A 19,162-nucleotide genomic window follows, 5' to 3' on the forward strand; every position below is an offset into this window, starting at 1 on the left:
ACGAGTTTTTGCAAAGGGGGAGACGGATCATGAGCTTTAAGGAGAAAGCAGCAGACGTCATGGGACATGTCGCTTATCGCATCACCAATCAGAAATATATTATGGCGATTAAACAGGCATTTGTTACACTAATGCCAATCATCATTACAGGGGCTTTTGCTGTACTGGTGGCGAATATGATCATGAGTCCGGAAACGGGGCTTGCTCATTTTGAGATATTCAGGTTTTTAGCAGAGCTTCAGCCGATTATGAAAGCAATCAATTATGCCACGCTGAACTTTTTAACGATTGGGGCTGTGTTCCTCATAGGGATTGAGCTTGGGAAAATCAACGGACACAAGTCACTGTTCCCGGGGCTTATGGCATTGATTTCATTTATATCTGTTATTCCAACGACACTTCTTCTTGAGGTCGATGGATCGATGCGTGAGGTAGTAGATGTACTGGCAAGACAGTTCTCTGATCCAAAAAGCTTATTTTTAGGGATGATCATTGCGATTGTATCTGTGGAGATCTTTTGTAAGCTGACCGAGGTGAAATGGCTTCAAATCAAGATGCCAGATTCTGTTCCGTCGAATGTTGCGACATCTTTTTCGTCACTTTTTCCATCAATTATTACAATTACAATCATCAGTTCATTCGGGTTTGCGTTTCACCGTGTGACAGGCATTTATTTGCACGAAGCGGTGTATAACGTGGTGCAGCGCCCGCTTGAAAGTGTTGTGCAAGGGCTGCCAGGTATTTTAACGTTGATGTTTGTCGCGCAATTTTTCTGGGTGATTGGCATCCATGGCAATCAAATGATTAAGCCGATCCGGGAGCCGCTATTATTAGGATCGATTGCTGTGAATATGACGGCTTTTCAAGAGGGAAAAGAGATTCCGAATATCATCACGATGCCGTTTTGGGATGTGTATATGAGTATCGGTGGTTCAGGTGTGACCATTGGACTCTTGATTGCGATTTTTATTGCTGGGAGAAGGGAAGAGATGCGAAGCATTGCCAAGCTCTCATCAGGACCTGGACTGTTCAATATCAATGAACCCGTTATTTTTGGATTACCCGTCATGTTAAACCCCGTAATGGCGATCCCGTTTATCATCACACCGCTTGTGACAGGGACGATTGGTTATATTGCGACAGCTACAGGATTTGCGGGAAAAGCAGTCGTGATGGTGCCGTGGACGACACCACCGATTGTCAATGCGTGGCTATCCACCGCTGGCAGCATGGGGGCTGTCATCACACAGCTCATCTGTATTGTGGTCGCTGTTTTTATCTATTTGCCATTTGTTCTATTGTCTAACCGCAAGCCAGAAGCGGCACCAGATTCAGAATAAAAGGAGGGTCATGAATGAACATGCAGTTTAGATGGTATGGAGAGGATGATCCTGTTTCACTCGCATATATACGTCAAATTCCAGGCATGAAGGGCGTTGTCAGTGCTGTCTATGATGTACCAGTTGGTGACCTATGGCCTGAGGAAAGGATTACCCATTTAAAGGCGCAAATCGAGAGACATAAACTTTCCTTTGAGGTCGTAGAAAGTCTTCCTATCCATGAAGATATTAAGCTTGGAAAGCCGAGCCGGAAAGTCTATATCGAGCATTATCAAGAAAATATCCGCCGATTAGCGAAGCATGGTGTGAGGGTGATTTGTTATAACTTCATGCCTGTCCTTGATTGGACTCGAACGCAGCTCGACTTTCCATTGGCAGATCAATCGACGACTCTTGCCTATTTTCAGCATCAGCTTAAACACATGGATATAGAGAAAGATCATATGTCTTTACCGGGATGGGATACGTCCTATACGCAGAGTGAAATGAGACAGTTGATGGCTGAGTACAGAGAACTTGGAGCGGAAGGGCTGTTTGAGAACCTGGTTTATTTCTTGAAGAAGATCATTCCAGTTGCCGCAGAAGAAAACATCAACATGGCGCTCCATCCGGACGACCCTCCTTGGGACATATTCGGTCTGCCTCGTATTGTCAGTGGTGAAAAGCAATTGGATCGTATCCTTCAGCTCGATGATCGATCTGAGCATGGCCTCACCTTTTGCTCTGGCTCACTCGGCTGTGATGCGAAGAATGATGTTCCGTCACTTGCACGTAAATATGCGAGAAAAGGGCGCATCCATTTTGCCCATTTGCGAAATGTCAACGTGCATGAGAATGGTGATTTTGAAGAATCGGCGCACCTTTCGTCAGCAGGAAGTCTCGATATGGGGGCGATTGTGAAGGCTTTGTTTGAAGAGGGCTTTGCGGGCTATGTTCGGCCAGATCATGGACGTTTGATCTTTGGCGAGAGAGGCAGACCTGGCTACGGTTTATATGATCGAGCGCTTGGGGCTTTGTATTTACAAGGGATTTGGGAGGGACTTCAAATTCAAACGAAGAAAGAGCAGGTGGCGACATGAACAAAATGCAGATTCCAAGTGATTTTATTCTAGGTGCCGCAGCTTCTGCTTGGCAGACGGAGGGATGGAAAGGCAAACAAGCGCATCAGGACTCTTACATCGACTTATGGTATAAGGAAGGGTATCACGTATGGCACGAAGGATATGGGCCGGCTGGTGCGACGAACTTTTACGAGCGTTATCCTGAAGATGTAACCTTAATGAAAGAAATTGGACTGACTCATTACAGGACATCGATCAATTGGTCAAGATTTCTCATAGATTACGAGAATGGGATTGTGGATGAGACCTATGCTCGTTACATTGATGATTTGATCAATGAATTAATCGCCGCAGGTGTAGAGCCGATGTTTTGCTTAGAGCATTATGAGCTGCCTGCCGTTTTGCTTGAGAGGTACGGTGGCTGGTCCTCAAAGCATGTCGTCGAGCTGTTTGTTCTCTATGCGGAAAAGGTGTTTGAGCGCTACGGGGACCGGGTCAAACATTGGTTTAGCTTTAATGAACCGATTGTTGTCCAGACACGTGTTTATCTAGATGCCATCCGGTACCCGTTTGAGCAAAATACGAAGAAATGGATGCAGTGGAACTATCATAAAGTGCTGGCAACAGCGAAAGTGGTGAAGCTGTTTCGGGAGCTAGGTTTGAAGGAATCGACAGGTGCAAAAATCGGGGTGATTCTCAATCCAGAAGTGACATATGCACGATCATCTGCCCCGCATGACCAAGAAGCAGCCCGTATGTATGATTTGTTTTTTAATCGCGTGTTCTTAGATCCCTCCATCAAAGGGGAGTATCCAAAGGAACTGCTCAATGTATTGAAAAAGCATGATATTCTTTTCGATGCCACAGAGGAAGAGCTTCAGATCATCAAGGATCATACGGTGGATGTCGTTGGGCTCAACTTGTACTACCCGTATCGTGTCAAGGCGCCGAGTAAGGCTTGGAACGATGGGACGCCCTTTCATCCATCCTATTATTACGATATGTTTGAGCTGCCAGGGAGAAAAATGAATCCATTCAGAGGCTGGGAAATCTACCCGAACATTGTCTATGATATGGGGATGAGAATAAAAGAAGAATACGGAAATATTGAGTGGTTTGTGGCCGAAAACGGCATGGGTGTAGAAAAGGAAGAACGGTTTAAAAAAGAAGACGGGATCATTGATGATCAGTACCGAATTTCATTTATCAGCCAGCATTTGAAGTGGGCACTTCAAGCAAAAGCAGAAGGGTCGAATTGCACGGGCTATATGCTGTGGGCATTTACGGATAATGTTTCACCGATGAATGCCTTTAAAAACCGCTACGGATTAGTCGAAATCCAGCTTGAGAATGAACGGAATCGTCAGCTGAAAGCATCAGCGTATTGGTACCAGACATTAATCAAAACAAGGGAACTGAAGGTTGAATCAGAAGTCATCTTTCAATAGGAGTGATGGAATATGAAACGAATCATACTCGCTTGTGCCGCAGGAATGTCGACATCCATTGTGGTGTCCAAAATGAAGGCTGCCGCAGAAGCTAAAGGGCTGGACTACTATATTTATGCCATACCTGAAGGAGCCGTTGCGGATGAACTAGAAGAGCATGGAGAGGATGTACAGGTGATTTTGCTTGGACCGCAAGTAAGCTTTATGAAAAAAGCAGCAGAAAAAACAGCGGCACCCTATCAAATACCTGTCGATGTCGTCAATGTGAGATTATACGGAACAGCAAACGGAGAAAAAATTCTAGAGCATGCACTGAAGCTAGCAAATGAATCTTGAGCAATTGGAGGAGAAGCAGATGACGGTATTAGAGGAAATGCAGGGAGCAGCCTTTCAAATCATTGCCCATGCAGGTGAGGCGAGAAGTCATTATGTAGAAGCGATTCGTCTCGCAAGAGCTGATGATTTTGAAAAAGCACAGCAGCTGATCGAAAAAGGGGAAGAAGCATTTCGAAGCATCCACAACCTGCACTTGTCGCTCATTCAAAAAGAGGCGGCAGGTGAACAGCTTCCCTTTTCTTTACTGCTGATACATGCAGAGGATCAAATGCTCACAACAGAGACCATTCATCTGCTCGCCATTGAAATGATCGAAATGTGTAAAAAAATGAACACCCTGTCAAAATAAAAGGTCAGCGATTAACCAATTTCTGTTATAATCATTCGGTAGATAAAGAGAAAGCAGGATTGGTGAATGAAGAAAACATGTATATTGATTGCGGTTGGACTTGTGATGCTGCTCATTTCAGGCTGTATGGGAATGAAGGAGCAAACAGAAGGAACCAAGCAAGTCGTCAAAGAGGAAAAGGGACCATTACTAGCAAAAGAAACAAAACAAATTCAGCAGAAAGAAGCTGCACCAAACTGGATTGAGCAAAAGGAGCCGGTTGAGCTTCCGATATTGATGTATCACAGTATCTCCAGCGGTAACTCGTTACGTGTGCCAAAGAGTGAATTTGCGGCTCATATGAAATGGCTCAAGGACAACGACTATGTTACGCTGTCGCCGGAAGAGGCGTACCGCGTCTTCACAACAAATATGAAGCCAGGTGAAAAGTGTGTCCTCATTACATTTGACGATGGATATACGGACAACTACACAAAAGCATTTCCGATTTTAAAGCAGTATGGGATGAAAGCAACGATTTTCATGATTGAGCAATCCATTGGCCGTCCGAACCACTTAACAGACGATCAGATGGATGAGATGATCGCACATGGACTATCAATTGAGAGTCATACGGTCCATCATTTAGAACTTAATCGTCTATCACAGGAGCAGCAGGAAGAGGAATTAAAAGGGTCAAAGACATTCTTTGATCAGCGATTTTCTCAGCGTACGAGAATGGTCAGTTATCCGGTTGGGCGCTATAACGAAGACACGTTGAAGCTGGCGAAGGAAGCGGGATATCAGATGGCTGTTACGACTGAACCGGGACGTGCGAAGAAGGAACAAGGCATGATGTCCTTACACCGCCTACGCATTTCACCAGGACTTTCACCCGAAAGCTTTGGCAGGCTGATAGAAGGGAATTGATCGAGATCAGCTTATAGATGTTTCACATGAAACATTTTACGACAAGCTTCGCAGTGTTGATTAGTGAATCGACAACATCATATGGCTTTGAGGATATCAACTAGGCTTCGTTTCAAACTTGATAGTAAAAACATGATGTTTTTTGGATGTTGGAAAGAGAAAGGAGAGCGAGGATGTCCAATTTCTTAGGGATCGATCATGTCCAATTGGCTGCCCCAAAGGGGAGTGAAGAGAAAGCACGTTTGTTTTTTGGAGAAATTTTAGGAATGAGGGAAATACCAAAGCCTAGTCATCTAGCTAAACGTGGTGGTGTTTGGTTTCAATGCGGAAATCAGCAGCTTCATATTGGCATTGAAGATCCATTTCATGCTGCTAAAAAAGCTCATCCAGCTTTTCAAGTAAAGAGTTTATCAAATTTAAAAGAGACATTCATGAAACATCACATTCTTATAAAAGAAGATCAGCCCTTAGATGGAGCAATCAGGTTCTATGTAGATGATCCATTTGGAAATCGAATTGAATTTTTAGAGAGAATAGGGTAGAAAAATAAAAAGGCTGTCTAGAAAATCTAGACAGCCTGTTATTGGTAAACGGGATAGCCCGTTATTTTGATATCTTTCCCCAGTTGTTCAATGGCGAGTCGATCTAGTTCAATGGCATCACTCATGAGGCGTATGCCTTCGCCTCCGAAAAAGGAAGGGGACAGTCGCCCGCCAATGAGCTTAGGCGCCATATAGATGACCAATTTGTCTACAAGCTGCTGCTCTAAAAATGAGGCATTGACCTGGCCGCCGCCTTCAATCATAAGGGAGGAGACATTTCTTTCTCCTAGCACTTGAAGCACTTCTTTCAGGGGCACCCGCGTGTCGCTGTCTGTCATAAAGACACGGACGCCAGCAGCTTCTAAAGCGGATCGTTTTTCCTCATCGGCTTGCTTTGTTGTAAAGATCCATGTAGGTGCCAGCTGATCGGTGACGACCTTTGCTGTCAGCGGTATCGACAGCTTAGAGTCTAAGACAATTCGAATGGGATGATGGCCATTTGGAATCCGCGCGGTTAATGAAGGATCGTCATGGATCACGGTTTGAGCGCCGACCAAAATCGCATCATTGATACTGCGGATATGGTGGGCATCATAACGGGACGTCTCAGATGTAATCCACTTGCTGTCAGAGGTAGCAGATGCAATTTTTCCGTCTAACGTGATACCCGCCTTGAGCGTTACGAAAGGTGTTTTTTTCGTAATAAAGTGGTTAAACACCTCATTCATGAGAATGGATTCCTGTTCAAGTACGCCCGTAATGACTTGAATGCCTGCGTCTTGTAAAATGGCAATCCCGCGGCCAGCGACAAGCGGGTTCGGATCAAGAGCGGCTACGACAACGGTTTCGACGCCAGCTTTCACAAGTGCTTCCGCGCAAGGACCTGTGCGGCCATGGTGGGAACAAGGCTCGAGGGTCACATAAATCGTGGCTCCTTTTGCCTTGTCTCCAGCCATTTTGAGTGCATGAATTTCAGCATGCGGTTCGCCGGCTTTCATGTGAGCACCGACACCAACAATTTCATTCTCCCGTACAATTACAGCCCCGACGAGCGGGTTCGGCGATGTCTGTCCTTTCATTGCACGTGCATTTTCCAAGGCTAGATTCATATATCGCTCATGATGTGGCAATCGTACGCACCTCTTGCTCCGCCTTCATGTGACCTGAGCGGTTGATTTTTGTCTGCAAGTATTTTTCGTTGAATTCAGAGACATCACCCCAAAGCGGGATACGTCCAGAAAGAGATAGACCTGCATGACTGATGGCATCTGTTTTCTTCGGATTATTTGTAATGAGTGTGACCGGCTTTGTACGAAGGGTTTGAAGAACGGCAATCGCTTCTTCATATTGACGCGTGTCATCTTCAAAACCAAGTGCTTCGTTCGCTTCTACTGTATCGTAGCCATTTTCTTGAAGAATATAAGCCATCGCTTTACTGAAAAGCCCGATGCCACGTCCTTCATGGTTGGCTAAATAAAATAGAGCACCTGCTCCGTTGTCCTCAATCATTCGCATGGACTGCTTCAATTGGAACCCGCAGTCGCAGCGCTTGCTTCCAAAAATATCGCCTGTGTGGCAAATGGAATGCATGCGGATAAGGGCTTCGTCAGCATGCTCAAAATCCCCATATACAAGCACGCTTGATTGCTGTTGATTGGCAAGCTCACGGGAGGAGAGGCTTTCAATTAAAGCTTCATCTGACAATGGCTCTAACCCGTCGTCCTTTAACCATGAATACCAATTAAACATCACCGTTCTACCATCTAAATTCACTGGCAGTTTAATGGGTCCAGTAATATATATATACCCGTCCTCTTGCTGTACTCGTTTGATTTTATCTTTTAAAATGGCTGTTTTAACCTCTGTGTGTTTGTCCATGTTCTGCACCTTCTTTTTTGTCTGTTTCTTCAATCTGTAAACGAACGAGAACGCCAAATGGATCAACAAATTCGCTACTTTTTCCTGTCGTTTTCACTTGAGTGCCTGCTTTTGCCAGACGTTCAACGACGGACTGTCTGTCTGCTTCTTTTGGGAAAATCAGTGTAAAGCTTCTTATTCCTGTAAAACGTGGATCAATGGCTCCTTTTCTTCCGCGTCCCCATGCATTAAAGGCAAGGTGATGGTGATACAAACCAGCGGCGATAAATACGCTTGCTGGTGGAGCCATTCGGATATGAAAACCGAGCGTATTGACATAAAAGGAATCAGCTTCTTCTGGGTTCAGATGGAAATGCAAGTGTCCCATCACTGTACCGGCAGGGAGTCCTTGCCATGTGGTATCAGCGGCTTCTTGCAGGAGACCATCTCCATCAAGAGGAGCGTTTCCGCCACCTTTCAGTTCTCCATGCTCACCTACCCAAACGTCCTCAGGGCGATCAGCATAAATTTCAACGCCAATGCCGTCTGGATCACTTAAATAAATGGCTTCACTGAAAAAATGATCGCTTGCTCCAATTAAAGGATAGCCTTTTTTGATCACATGTGCCAGCCATGTGCCCAGGTTTTTTCTGGTAGGTAATAAAACTGCAAAATGATATAGGCCCGGCTCATGGTCAGGCTTTTCCTTCAGCTGTGCATCTTCTTTTAACAAAAGAATCGGTTCCTTTGCATTGCTGCCAAGTGTCACCGTGGAAGCTGTCTGTTCTAATATTGTAAATCCTAAAATGTCTGTATAAAAAGGTAAAGAACGTTTAAAGCTGGACACATGTAATTCTGTTACACCCAATCTTAGCTGCTCTATTGTCTTCAAGCTCGGTCATCTCCTTCATGATATATGCATCGGCATGTTCAAGTGTTTTTGAAAATCTATAAAAATGAATACCTTGTTACTTTTAGTAACTAAACTATATAATAGTTAGTAACTTATTTCAAGTAATTAATTGTGGTATAATGAAAAAAAGAGAGAAAAGCAGGAGGGAGTAAGGTATGACTCAAGTAGATGGCTGTCCAATCACAGATGCCATGGAGATTCTAGGCAAGAAGTGGGTCATTCTCATCATCAATCAGCTTCTGACAGGCCCCAAGCGCTTCTGTCAGCTTGAAAACGAAATGAATATCAGCGGCAGATTATTATCAGAAAGGCTAAAGGATTTAGAGGCTGAAGGACTCGTTGAGAAAAAAGTATATCCAGACATTCCAGTGAGAATTGAATACGAATTAACAGCGCAAGGGAAGAAAATAGAGCCCATTATTCGTGAAATGTACGCATGGTCTTTAGCGCGTATAAACAGCAAAAAAGGGGAACATGTCCCTTCCTAATCGATTTCGATCAGTATGTCTGATCGAAATTTTTTTGTGCGATTTTCCAGAAATCTAAGTCAATAGTATGAAAAATGATGTTGACAATAAATTCACCCATCATATAAGATCAAGAAGAAGAGGGTTCTTTTCCCTGTAATGGAATGGAGGTTATGCCATGGTATCATGAATGGGACAGATTGCCTAAAACACGCAACAATCATCAATTAGAAGTAGACATCTTTGACTTTTAGGAAGCAAAGATTTATTTTTTCACCTCAATTGATAATGATTATCATAATCATCTGTAAGTGTGATCCTGCACTTATGAAGGTTATTTTTTTTATTGTCTATTGAGAATAATTATCAATATCATTTAGGAGGGTTCATATGAAAGCCATTCGTTCAACATCACACGTATTATTATTCTTTAGTTTTGTTCTTTTATTTGCTCTAGCTCCGGTTAGCTCAGCCTCAGCAGCAGGCTTAGCAGATGGTCAATATTCAGCTCAATATGTGGTATGGAAAGCAGATAGCGATTCGACTTCAACAGCGAATACGTATTTTGAAAAACCAGCCAAGCTTGTTGTGAAGGATGGGAAAATCAAAGCACAAGTCACGTTAACAAACAGCTCTTGGATCACAAGCTTTCAAACACTCGATCAAGGTGTCTACAAAGATGCGAAGGTGATCAGCACAAACACAGCTGACAATAAGAGAACGGTAGAATTCAATGTGAACAGCCTGACAGAGGTCGTACCAGCAAAAGTGAGTGTGACTGTACCGGTCATCGGCTATACAGGCAATTATGATATTCGACTCAAGTTTGATGCAGCGTCTGTTCAATAGAAAGGGAGGAAATTCGCTTGATGAAAAAATGGATGAGGCTACCAGCCTTCATGGCCGCTTTTTTATTGGCACTGATGCTGCCTTTTTCAAACGCACAGGCTGCCACATTAAAGGATGGTACATACTCCGTCAACTACACTGTGCTGAAGGCTGAAGGAAATGCGGTTTCTATGGCAAATGATTACTGGCTGAAGCCAGCAAAGGTCATTGCGAAAAATGGGAAACTGACAGTGCAAATGACCCTTAAAAATAGCAGCTGGGTAACGGAATTTAAAGTGCCGGGAAATGGGGGCTATGTCGATACAGCGGTTCTTTCGACGAATAAAAAAGCCAACACAAGGCTCGTTCAATTCCAAGCGCAGAGCTTGTCTAAACCAATCAAGTCAAAAATTCATGTCACTGTCAAATCTGCTGATTATGATCATGATTATACAATCCAGCTGAAATTCGATGAGAGCAGTATCAAGTCACTTTCTTCTAATAGTTCGAACGAAACAGCGGGTGCAGCAGAAAATCAGCAGCTCTCAAAAGAATCAACGAACAAAACGGATTCATCCACTACGAAACAAGAAGAGAATCCTCAAACTGGTGATACAAGCCAGGTGGGATGGCTCCTTGTGCTTGCCCTTTGTTCAGGCGGATTTTTAGCAAGGAAGTGGATCATCAAGCATTAACGGAAGGAAGTGTCACCATTTGAAACGTCTTTTTCATCTAAAGGCAGCCATTCTGCTCGTTTTATTCAGTTTGTTGACTGCGTTTCAGATTCCTCAAGGAACGGCGCAGGCGGCATCATTTGTTGATGGTGAATACACGGCCGGATTCACTATTTTAAAAAATGGCAGCACTGAAGCGTCCATGATGGATACCTATACAGAAAAGCCAGCTAAGCTGATTGTGGAAAATGGCAAAACGACAGCCTATGTCACGCTGAAGCAAAGCAAAGAAATCACAGATTTTAAGGTCGAACAAAATGGCGCTCTTGTCACCACTGAAACGGTTAGTGAGGATGAAACAGCCAATACTCGTGTGATCAAGTTTGATGTAGCCGATTTATCAGCCAAATTAAATGGCTGGGTCAAAATTTACTGGGATTTAGGCGGCTTTATTTATGACGAAGCGTATGACGTACAGCTCGCATTCGATCAAAGTAGTCTAACTCTCGTGACGCCTGCAAAGCCAGACGATAGCGGTACAACACCAGATGATCAAACGGGCACAAAACCGGATGATAGCGAAACAAAGCCGGATGACCAAACTGGCACAAAGCCCGACGATAACGAAACAAAGCCAGATGATCAAACTGGTACAACGCCCGACGATCAATCGACAACACCTGACGATTCTACGCAAAATCAATTAAAAGATGGCGTGTATCGCATGAATTACAGTGTGCTCAAAGGGGATGAGGACGAGGCATCTCGGATGAATCAATACTTCTCGCATCCTGCATCCCTAACTATTAAAAATGGAAAGCAAACCATTTCCTTTACAGTGAAGGACCATACGTCTGTAGCTTCTTTGAAAACAGAGAAAAACGGCTCTTATCAAGAAGTAAAAACTGTCAGCACAGATCAAGCGAAGAACACAAGAGTGGTTTCATTTGATGTGGCTGATCTGAAAAAAGCGGTCAAAGGAAAAGTACACATTGTGGTGGCAGCCGCTAACTATGACCAAACCTACGATATTCGTTTTCAATTTGATGCAAAGAGTATCGCTCCACTTAAGGACAGTCAGGTAGAGGAAGAAACACCCGCTGTACCAGAAACATCAAAACCAAACGCACCAGCACCAGAAACGAATAATGGCGGAGCTGGTCAAGAGACGGTTCAGCTAAAAGATGGTGTATACAAGCTTCCTTTCTCAATGAAGAAAGCAGATAAGGATGAGCCTTCTCGTATGAACGATTACGTCGTGAGCCCTGCGACATTGGTGGTGAAAAATGGCCGTCATTTCGTTTCATATACAGTGAAGAACAGCTCAGCCATCACGTCCTTCCAAGTAGGAACGGGCGGGAAGTTTGAAGAAACGCTTGTGGCAAAAACAGATCAAAAAGCAGATACACGAGTGATTCAATATGAAGCAAAAAGTTTAAGCAGTGAACAGGCAGCGCGGGTGAAAATTGATATTCCAGCTGCGAATTATCATGAGCAGTACGATGTCAAACTTGTCTATGACACAAAAGGAATTGCTCTTGGTGAAGGAAGCGGAGTTGCCACGATCATTGGAGACGATGAGAGTATCGGCTTTGTTAAAAATCCAAATGATCACGATTCTCAAACGGATCAACTTGAGAACCTAACGCCAGAGGAAACGGGCGCAGAGCAGATGACATTTACTCCATCAGATGACCAAACCAAATCTGGGTCTGGACAACTGAACCCGAAAACAGGAGATCCCTCTCTTCTTTGGGTGTATATTCTTTTATTCGGCGGGGCGTTATTCGTACTCGTAAGGAAATATCAAACACGTACAAGATAATTGGTTTAATTAAAGTGAGATGCGCCAGTCAACTCGGCGCATTCACTCTCTTTTTTCGAAAGGAGGCTTCTGTTTTTGAAGCATCGAATGTTATGTATCCTGATCGCTGCTTTCAGTGTGTGCGTGATCTTGTCGGGATGCTCACAGTCAGCTGAAAGCCCAGCGAAAGGCAAAAAAAGCACAGAATCAAGTGCGCGCATTGTGGCAACGACTGTAGCTGCTGTGGAGATCATGGATGCTTTAGAGGTGGATCTTGTCGGGGTGCCAACAAGTCAAAAATCCTTGCCGGCTCGTTACAAGGGACTGCCAGAAGTCGGCAACCCAATGAGCCCGGATATGGAAATCATCCAATCACTTCAACCGACAGATGTCCTGTCTGTCACGACCCTTCAGTATGATTTAGAGACACCCTTTCAGCAAGCAGGTGTCCCTGCCACATACTTAAACCTTGAGAGCCTTGGCAACATGGAGAAGGCCATCACGAAGCTTGGAGATCAGTATGACAGAAAGAAACAAGCCGAGCGCATTGTGTCTGATTTTGAGCAAAAAAAGAAAGACATACAAGAAAAAACGAAGGGCAAGCGCAAGCCGACCGTTCTCATTTTGCTTGGTGTACCAGGCAGTTATTTGGTGGCGACAGAGAAATCATATATCGGTGATCTTGTGCGTATCGCAGGCGGAGAGAACATTGTCAAAGGTGAGAAAATGGAGTATTTGGCATCCAATACGGAGTATTTACAAAAGGCCAATCCAGATATCATTCTCAGGGCCGCACATGGGATGCCAGATGAAGTCGTCCGCATGTTTGATCAAGAATTCAAAACAAATGACATCTGGAAGCATTTTCATGCAGTCAAGCAAGACCGGGTGTATGACCTAGAAGAAAGCTTATTCGGGACAACAGGCAATTTAAAAGCAGCAGAGGCATTAGATGAATTAACGCGTATGCTGTATCCGTCATAAGCGGCGAATCTTAATGATAAAAGGACGTTCAAGATGAAAAAAACAGGGATTTTATTTCTGATAGTCAGTCTCTTACTGGTCTGCGTGTTTATTTATTCCGCCATTACTGGGAGTATTCATGTCACTCCGATTGAATTATTAGAAGGGCTTATCACCGGTCAACATGCACAGGTAGAAATCATTAAAGATTTGAGAATCCCCCGCGTGCTCATCGCAATGTTTACAGGGGCAGCCTTATCTGTCTCCGGTGTACTATTGCAGTCGGTCATGAGAAATCCATTAGCTGATGCCGGGGTCATTGGGATTTCATCAGGAGCCAGCTTCTTTTCTTTAATGGCGATTACAGCGCTTCCTCAATTTTATTTCTACTCTCCTTTATTTTCGATATTAGGCGGGGCCATTGCGTGTTTCCTCGTGTACGTCCTGTCTTGGAAGGGTGGTTTAAGCCCAATCCGGATGATTTTGGTTGGGATCGCCATCAATGCCATGTTTACAGGGATGGCTGAAGCATTTGTCACCATTTGCAGCTATTTCAATATCACGATCAATCAGTCAGGGCAGTCGAATCTCACGATGAAAACGTGGGGAGATGTCCGTTTAATCGGCGTCTATGGCGCCATCGGCCTTCTCGTTGCCCTTTTCTTCAGCAGGTGGTGTAACCTCTTGGCTCTTCAGGACAAGACAGCGAAAAATTTAGGATTGCGTGTGACCCGAATGCGCCTTTTGATTTCCATCACAGCGGTTTTACTTGCGGCGGTGACAGCTGCGGTAGCGGGCGTGATTGCCTTTGTCGGCTTGCTCATCCCGCACATTTCAAGAAGACTTGTCGGCTCAGATCACCGGGTGCTGATTCCATTTTCTGCGTTAAGCGGGGCTTTGCTCATTTTGACAGCCGATACGCTCGGAAGAACACTTGTTGCGCCAAATGAAATCCCTGCTTCGACCATCATGGCTGTCATTGGCGGGCCGTTTCTGATCTTTTTATTAAGAAGGGGGGACCGTCTCCATGGACATTCGTGAGGTGTCATTCTCCTATGACCAGCAAAAGAGCATCGTTCAATCGGTCACAACACAGATTGAACAAGGGAAAATCACAACCATTATCGGGCCAAATGGCTCGGGAAAATCTACGCTGCTTTCCTTGATGGCGAATAATCATTGTCCAAATAAAGGGCAGATTCATTTAGATGGCCAAGCGCTGAGTGCGTTCAAGCCAAAGGAACTGGCAAAAAAGCTGGCTGTTGTCCATCAGCAAAATGAAGCGCCGCTTGATTTAACGATCGAACGGGTTGTGGCATTTGGCAGAACGCCGTATCAGACGATGCGAGGTGGGGACAAGGAAGAGGATGAGAGAGCGATAGAGTGGGCGCTATCCAGTACAAAGCTAACGGAAAAACGAAAGGTGCCGCTTGCCTCACTGTCAGGCGGGGAGCGTCAGCGGGTATGGATTGCGATGGCACTTGCACAGAAAACACCGATCCTTTTCCTAGATGAACCGACAACCTATTTGGATATCTACTATCAATTTGACATTCTTGAGCTGATCCGTGAGCTGAATGCCATGCATGGATTAACGATTGTCATGGTGCTGCACGATATGAATCAGGCTGTCCGCTACAGTGATGTCATCATTGCAATGAAGGATGGACAGATTATCAGTGAAGGGCAGCCAAAAGATGTATTAACAGAAGAGAATGTACGGCATATTTATGAGGTATCCGTCACGATTAGACAGGATGCAGAAACAGGGATGTACATCGTACCTGTTGGCATATAAGCTGTGCAAAAAGCAGGTGAGACAGTGTGAAACGAGGAAAACGGCTCTGGCAGCGGATGCTGACGATCGTCTGTTTAGGTGTATTCATTTATAGTGGTACAGCCATCGGCTTAGAGCTGTTCGGCTATTATCAAAATCGCCAGGTGCTTGCAAAGGCTCAGGCGATGTATGGACAAGAGGAAAAAACGAACGAAAAATGGGAAACGGGAAAAATCCGTACGTCATTTGATGAGCTGCGGAAGGTGAATGACGATATTGTCGGCTGGATCAATATGAAGGACACGATGATTCAATACCCGATTGTTCAATCTCGCGATAATGTATTCTACTTAACTCGCAATTATTTAAAAAAAGACACCCGGGCAGGCAGTATTTTTATGGATTATCGTCATGACGTCCTGCATGAAAGTCCAAATACAGTGGTGTACGGTCATCGGATGAGGGATGGATCCATGTTCGCTGGACTCACACACTATTTAAAACAAGATTTCTTCTATGAGCACCGGACATTTCAGTACGATACGCTGTATCAAAGCTATGAAGCGGAGATTTTTGCTGTGTATGAAACGACGGTTGACTTTGATTATATTCAAACCGATTTTCAGGATCTTGGCGAATATGCGCACTACCTGCAAGCTGTGCGGAAGAAATCAATCTATCAAACGAAGACAGACGTGTCCACAGATGACCTCATCCTCACCTTATCGACCTGTGACCATGTGCTTGCCCCTAAAAACGGGCGTCTTGTGGTACAGGCAAAGCTAAAGAAAGTTTACTAAAAAAGGAGAGACAGGCGGTTGAAATTTTCACAAGTGATCTTGGCGGGACTCGTCTTCATGCTTCTCCTCGGAGGATGCAGTCAGGCAGCACCGGTAAAGAAAGGGAGCGGGCAAGGAGACTTGACAATAAAGGATTTTGCCGGCAGAACACTGTCATTTGATGAATCTCCTCGGCGGATCATCTCGTTGTCGACTGGAGACATGAGCATCATTTATGCCTTAGGCGGAAAGGTGGTCGGTCGTCCTACTGCCGAGTTACCAGACAGTTTACAAAAGGCAAAGTCCGTACAAGCGATTGGCACAACGCATCAATTTGATGTAGAACTAATCACAAACTTAAAGCCCGATGTTGTGCTTGGGAATGAACAATTAAACAGCAAGGACATCTCAACAATAGAAGGAATTGGTTCACAGCTTCTGTTGACAAGTGCTAATTCAGTGAAGGATATCCAGCGTCAAATTTCATTGTTCGGGGATTTGCTCGGAAAGCAGCAAGAGGCAAAAGCACTCAACATGCAAATCGATCAGCGGAAAAAGCAGGTCAAGCAGCCTAAGAAAAAAGTGAAAACACTCGTTGTGTACGGTGCACCCGGCACATATATGGCGGCACTTCCTCACTCCTTAAGCGGGGATTTACTGCACATCGCTGGGGGCGTGAACATTGCTGAGAATGAACCGGCGCTCGAAAAATTCCCTCAATACGCACAGATCAATGCAGAGAAGGTGATCGAAGCCGATCCTGATCTTATTCTGCTTATGACACACAGTCATCCTGAAGATGTGAAAGCGGGTTTTATGAGTGAAATGAAGCAGAATGCGGCATGGCACGATGTGTCAGCTGTTAAAAATGGACATGTCGAGATTTTGCCTAATGATCTATTTGGGACGAATCCAGGAGCAGAAGTGATCAGAGCGATTGATGAACTTGAGAAGAAGCTGAAGCGATTGTCATCATGAAAATGAATGAAGAGTTAGATTTTCAAAAAAGACAGTCTAGACGAAAATGGCTGATACCGGGGCTGTTTCTCTCTTTATGTGCCGGCGCATGTCTAGGACTTGCATTAGGATCTGTTCAGTTGTCACTGCCAGAAATGATCGCTGCTTTGACGGGATCAGGTCAGCCTGTTCATGAAAAAATTGTGATGGATTTACGGCTGCCACGTGTCCTGATTGGTTTCATCGTTGGGGCTTGTCTCGCAGCATCCGGGGCAATTTTACAAGGAGTCGTCCGAAATCCACTCGCTGATCCGGGCATTATTGGTGTCACCGCCGGCGGTGGGTTAGCCGCTGTGATCAGCATGATTGTGCTTCCGCAATTCACCTATTTGCTTCCAGTCGCTGCCTTTCTTGGCGCTTTATTAGCGGCACTTGTTGTGTATATGCTGTCATTTGACCAAGGGGTTTCACCGCTGAAATTGATTCTGGCGGGAGTGGCAGTCAATGCCCTGTTGGGTGCGGTCATGAATGGGTTTATGGTGCTTTATAGTGAGCGTGTGCAGGCCGTTCTGCCTTTTTTATCAGGCGGATTAAACGGGCGGAGCTGGCACCACCTAAGCTTTGTGTCGCCATATGCGCTGGCTGGATTGTGTCTTTGTTTTTTTGCAATCAAGCCGGCAAATCTTCTCCTGCTTGGCGATGAATCAGCGCAGCTACTTGGCCTTAGAGTAGAGCGGACCCGGTTTTTCTTAATTGCGCTTTCGGCACTTTTAGCTGGTGCGGCTGTAAGCGTGAGCGGTTTAATTGGATTTGTCGGTCTTGTCGTCCCTCATTTTATCCGTCTTTTAATTGGAGATGACTACCGGTATCTGCTACCGATTTCGATGCTGGGTGGAGGCGTACTTGTGGTCTTTGCAGATACAGCGGCACGGGTGTGGTTTACACCGGTTGAATTGCCTGTTGGTATCTTGCTTGCCTGCATTGGTGCACCTTTCTTCCTCTATTTATTAAAAAAGAAAGGGAGGGGTTAAGTTGGATGTGATTGCAATGGATGACGTGAGTCTCAGTCAAGGCGGCTTTCGGCTGTCGTCCATTTCGGCAGCTGTTCCTAAGGGACGGGTGACTGGAATCATTGGCCCGAATGGGTCAGGAAAGTCAACCTTTATCAAAGCGGCCGCACGTCTTACACAGGTTGAAAGCGGCATGATTTACATTCACGACATACCGCAAAAAGAGATGACAGCACAGGAGATTGCAAAGGAGATCGCCGTTCTCATGCAGACGAGAACAGCGATCCCATCAATGACAGTACGTGAGCTGATCGCACTTGGCCGAAGTCCGCATCGTTCAATCTGGAAAAAGAGCTCCAAGACAGATCATGAAGCGATTGAGTGGGCGCTTGATGTGACCAATAGCCGCATCAATGAAAACAGAATGCTGCATACATTGTCAGGCGGAGAAAGGCAAAAAGCGTATATTGCGATGGCGCTTGCCCAGAAGACAGAGACCATTATTCTGGATGAGCCGACCACTTATTTGGATATTGCGCATCAGCTTGATTTACTAGAGCTGCTCAAACAGCTGAATGAGACGCATGGGATCACCATTTTAATGGTTCTTCATGACTTGCAGCAGGCAGCAAAATATTGTGACCATCTCATTGCCATGAAGCGTGGTCAGGTGCACCAAATAGGGTCACCAACAGAAGTATTAACAGAAGAATTTTTCAAAGAGGTCTTTGGGATTCAGGCAGAGGTTCACTTAGACGGAGAGCATCCGCTCATTATCCCAATCGCTTCGATCCAACAACAAAAGGGAGATGAAAAGAACATGATCATTGTAAACAACCAAGTAAGAGTAGAAAAAGGCAGTGCCGACCATCTCGTCAAGCGATTTAACAAGCAGGGACAAGTAGAATTCATGGAAGGTTTTTTAGGCATGGAAGTATGGGTCACGCAGCAGACAACCGATTACGATGAAGTGACCATTCATACCCGCTGGAACCGAAAAGAAGACTTTGTGAACTGGACAAAATCTCAGGCGTTTGGTGATGCACACGCTCATGGAAAAGCGAAACCTGAAGGACTGTTAAAAAACAAAATTACGTACTATGAGGTGCAAGTGACAAGACCTGCTTTACAGAAAAAAGCTTAAAAAA

At 44.9% G+C, this 19,162-nt stretch carries 21 protein-coding genes; 18 read left to right on the forward strand and 3 right to left on the reverse strand.

The features are described from left to right. The first annotated feature begins 29 nt into the window (after nucleotides 1–29). From IEE86_RS04265 to IEE86_RS04295, 7 genes are all read left to right on the forward strand, one after another. Entirely contained in the window at nucleotides 30–1,340 is a 1,311-nt protein-coding gene (locus IEE86_RS04265; protein ID WP_191096104.1) for a PTS sugar transporter subunit IIC, read from the forward strand. A 14-nt stretch (nucleotides 1,341–1,354) separates the two neighbouring features. Beyond that, nucleotides 1,355–2,419 (forward strand): mannonate dehydratase, encoded by a 1,065-nt coding sequence (locus IEE86_RS04270; protein ID WP_191096105.1) that lies wholly within the window; start codon nucleotides 1,355–1,357, stop codon nucleotides 2,417–2,419. Beyond that, nucleotides 2,416–3,849: a glycoside hydrolase family 1 protein gene (locus tag IEE86_RS04275; RefSeq protein WP_191096106.1), complete on the forward strand. Its 1,434-nt coding sequence runs from the start codon at nucleotides 2,416–2,418 to the stop codon at nucleotides 3,847–3,849. The genes IEE86_RS04270 and IEE86_RS04275 overlap by 4 nt, the downstream gene beginning before the upstream one ends. A gap of 12 nt (nucleotides 3,850–3,861) precedes the next feature. After that, the gene (locus IEE86_RS04280) at nucleotides 3,862–4,185 is read left to right on the forward strand and encodes a PTS sugar transporter subunit IIB (RefSeq protein WP_191096107.1); all 324 of its coding nucleotides are present in this window, start codon (nucleotides 3,862–3,864) and stop codon (nucleotides 4,183–4,185) included. Between the two features lie 19 nt (nucleotides 4,186–4,204). After that, nucleotides 4,205–4,534 carry a PTS sugar transporter subunit IIA gene (locus tag IEE86_RS04285; RefSeq protein ID WP_024423898.1) on the forward strand — a complete coding sequence of 110 codons (330 nt, stop codon included), beginning with the start codon at nucleotides 4,205–4,207 and terminating at the stop codon, nucleotides 4,532–4,534. A gap of 66 nt (nucleotides 4,535–4,600) precedes the next feature. Continuing rightward, nucleotides 4,601–5,443: a polysaccharide deacetylase family protein gene (locus IEE86_RS04290; RefSeq protein ID WP_191096108.1), complete on the forward strand. Its 843-nt coding sequence runs from the start codon at nucleotides 4,601–4,603 to the stop codon at nucleotides 5,441–5,443. Between the two features lie 173 nt (nucleotides 5,444–5,616). Continuing rightward, nucleotides 5,617–5,985, forward strand: a complete 369-nt coding sequence (locus IEE86_RS04295) for a VOC family protein (RefSeq protein WP_191096109.1) — start codon at nucleotides 5,617–5,619, stop codon at nucleotides 5,983–5,985. A 38-nt stretch (nucleotides 5,986–6,023) separates the two neighbouring features. On the opposite strand, the gene ribD is transcribed toward IEE86_RS04295, so the two are convergent. The 3 genes from ribD to IEE86_RS04310 are packed head-to-tail and all read right to left on the reverse strand — an operon-like array spanning nucleotide 6,024 to nucleotide 8,734. Beyond that, complete coding sequence (gene ribD, locus IEE86_RS04300; protein ID WP_191096110.1) at nucleotides 6,024–7,115, reverse strand: bifunctional diaminohydroxyphosphoribosylaminopyrimidine deaminase/5-amino-6-(5-phosphoribosylamino)uracil reductase RibD; 1,092 nt, start codon at nucleotides 7,113–7,115, stop codon at nucleotides 6,024–6,026. After that, complete coding sequence (locus IEE86_RS04305) at nucleotides 7,102–7,863, reverse strand: GTP cyclohydrolase II (RefSeq protein ID WP_191096111.1); 762 nt, start codon at nucleotides 7,861–7,863, stop codon at nucleotides 7,102–7,104. The genes ribD and IEE86_RS04305 overlap by 14 nt, the downstream gene beginning before the upstream one ends. Next, on the reverse strand, nucleotides 7,841–8,734 hold the full coding sequence (locus tag IEE86_RS04310; protein ID WP_191096112.1) for a VOC family protein: 894 nt from the start codon (nucleotides 8,732–8,734) through the stop codon (nucleotides 7,841–7,843). The genes IEE86_RS04305 and IEE86_RS04310 overlap by 23 nt, the downstream gene beginning before the upstream one ends. 176 nt (nucleotides 8,735–8,910) lie before the next feature. Here IEE86_RS04310 and IEE86_RS04315 point away from each other — a divergent pair, with 176 nt between their 5' ends. The 11 genes from IEE86_RS04315 (at nucleotide 8,911) to isdG (ending at nucleotide 19,158) form a co-directional block, all read left to right on the forward strand. Continuing rightward, the gene (locus IEE86_RS04315; RefSeq protein WP_191096113.1) at nucleotides 8,911–9,243 is read left to right on the forward strand and encodes a winged helix-turn-helix transcriptional regulator; all 333 of its coding nucleotides are present in this window, start codon (nucleotides 8,911–8,913) and stop codon (nucleotides 9,241–9,243) included. 369 nt (nucleotides 9,244–9,612) lie between these two features. Beyond that, a complete protein-coding gene (locus IEE86_RS04320; protein WP_191096114.1) occupies nucleotides 9,613–10,071 on the forward strand; it encodes an NEAT domain-containing protein in 459 nt (152 codons plus the stop codon). Between the two features lie 20 nt (nucleotides 10,072–10,091). Next, nucleotides 10,092–10,745 carry a heme uptake protein IsdC gene (gene isdC, locus IEE86_RS04325; RefSeq protein WP_191096115.1) on the forward strand — a complete coding sequence of 218 codons (654 nt, stop codon included), beginning with the start codon at nucleotides 10,092–10,094 and terminating at the stop codon, nucleotides 10,743–10,745. Between the two features lie 19 nt (nucleotides 10,746–10,764). Next, entirely contained in the window at nucleotides 10,765–12,549 is a 1,785-nt protein-coding gene (locus IEE86_RS04330) for an NEAT domain-containing protein (protein WP_191096116.1), read from the forward strand. A gap of 75 nt (nucleotides 12,550–12,624) precedes the next feature. Beyond that, complete coding sequence (gene isdE / locus IEE86_RS04335) at nucleotides 12,625–13,512, forward strand: heme ABC transporter substrate-binding protein IsdE (RefSeq protein ID WP_411955679.1); 888 nt, start codon at nucleotides 12,625–12,627, stop codon at nucleotides 13,510–13,512. Nucleotides 13,513–13,545: 33 nt separating this feature from the next. Then, nucleotides 13,546–14,532, forward strand: coding sequence for a FecCD family ABC transporter permease (locus IEE86_RS04340; protein ID WP_191096117.1), 987 nt, complete (start codon nucleotides 13,546–13,548; stop codon nucleotides 14,530–14,532). After that, nucleotides 14,519–15,289, forward strand: a complete 771-nt coding sequence (locus IEE86_RS04345; RefSeq protein ID WP_191096118.1) for an ABC transporter ATP-binding protein — start codon at nucleotides 14,519–14,521, stop codon at nucleotides 15,287–15,289. The genes IEE86_RS04340 and IEE86_RS04345 overlap by 14 nt, the downstream gene beginning before the upstream one ends. Before the next feature lie 26 nt (nucleotides 15,290–15,315). Then, nucleotides 15,316–16,068 carry a class B sortase gene (srtB, locus tag IEE86_RS04350; protein ID WP_191096119.1) on the forward strand — a complete coding sequence of 251 codons (753 nt, stop codon included), beginning with the start codon at nucleotides 15,316–15,318 and terminating at the stop codon, nucleotides 16,066–16,068. An 18-nt stretch (nucleotides 16,069–16,086) separates the two neighbouring features. Further along, nucleotides 16,087–17,025, forward strand: coding sequence for an ABC transporter substrate-binding protein (locus tag IEE86_RS04355; protein ID WP_191096120.1), 939 nt, complete (start codon nucleotides 16,087–16,089; stop codon nucleotides 17,023–17,025). After that, the gene (locus tag IEE86_RS04360) at nucleotides 17,022–18,035 is read left to right on the forward strand and encodes a FecCD family ABC transporter permease (protein WP_191096121.1); all 1,014 of its coding nucleotides are present in this window, start codon (nucleotides 17,022–17,024) and stop codon (nucleotides 18,033–18,035) included. Before IEE86_RS04355 ends, IEE86_RS04360 begins: the two co-directional genes overlap by 4 nt. 1 nt (nucleotide 18,036) lies before the next feature. Beyond that, a complete protein-coding gene (gene isdG / locus IEE86_RS19605; RefSeq protein WP_191096122.1) occupies nucleotides 18,037–19,158 on the forward strand; it encodes a heme oxygenase in 1,122 nt (373 codons plus the stop codon). Nucleotides 19,159–19,162 lie beyond the last annotated feature (4 nt).

It is taken from the genome of Bacillus crepusculi, from assembly GCF_014764715.1.
GTDB lineage: Bacteria > Bacillota > Bacilli > Bacillales > Bacillaceae > Bacillus.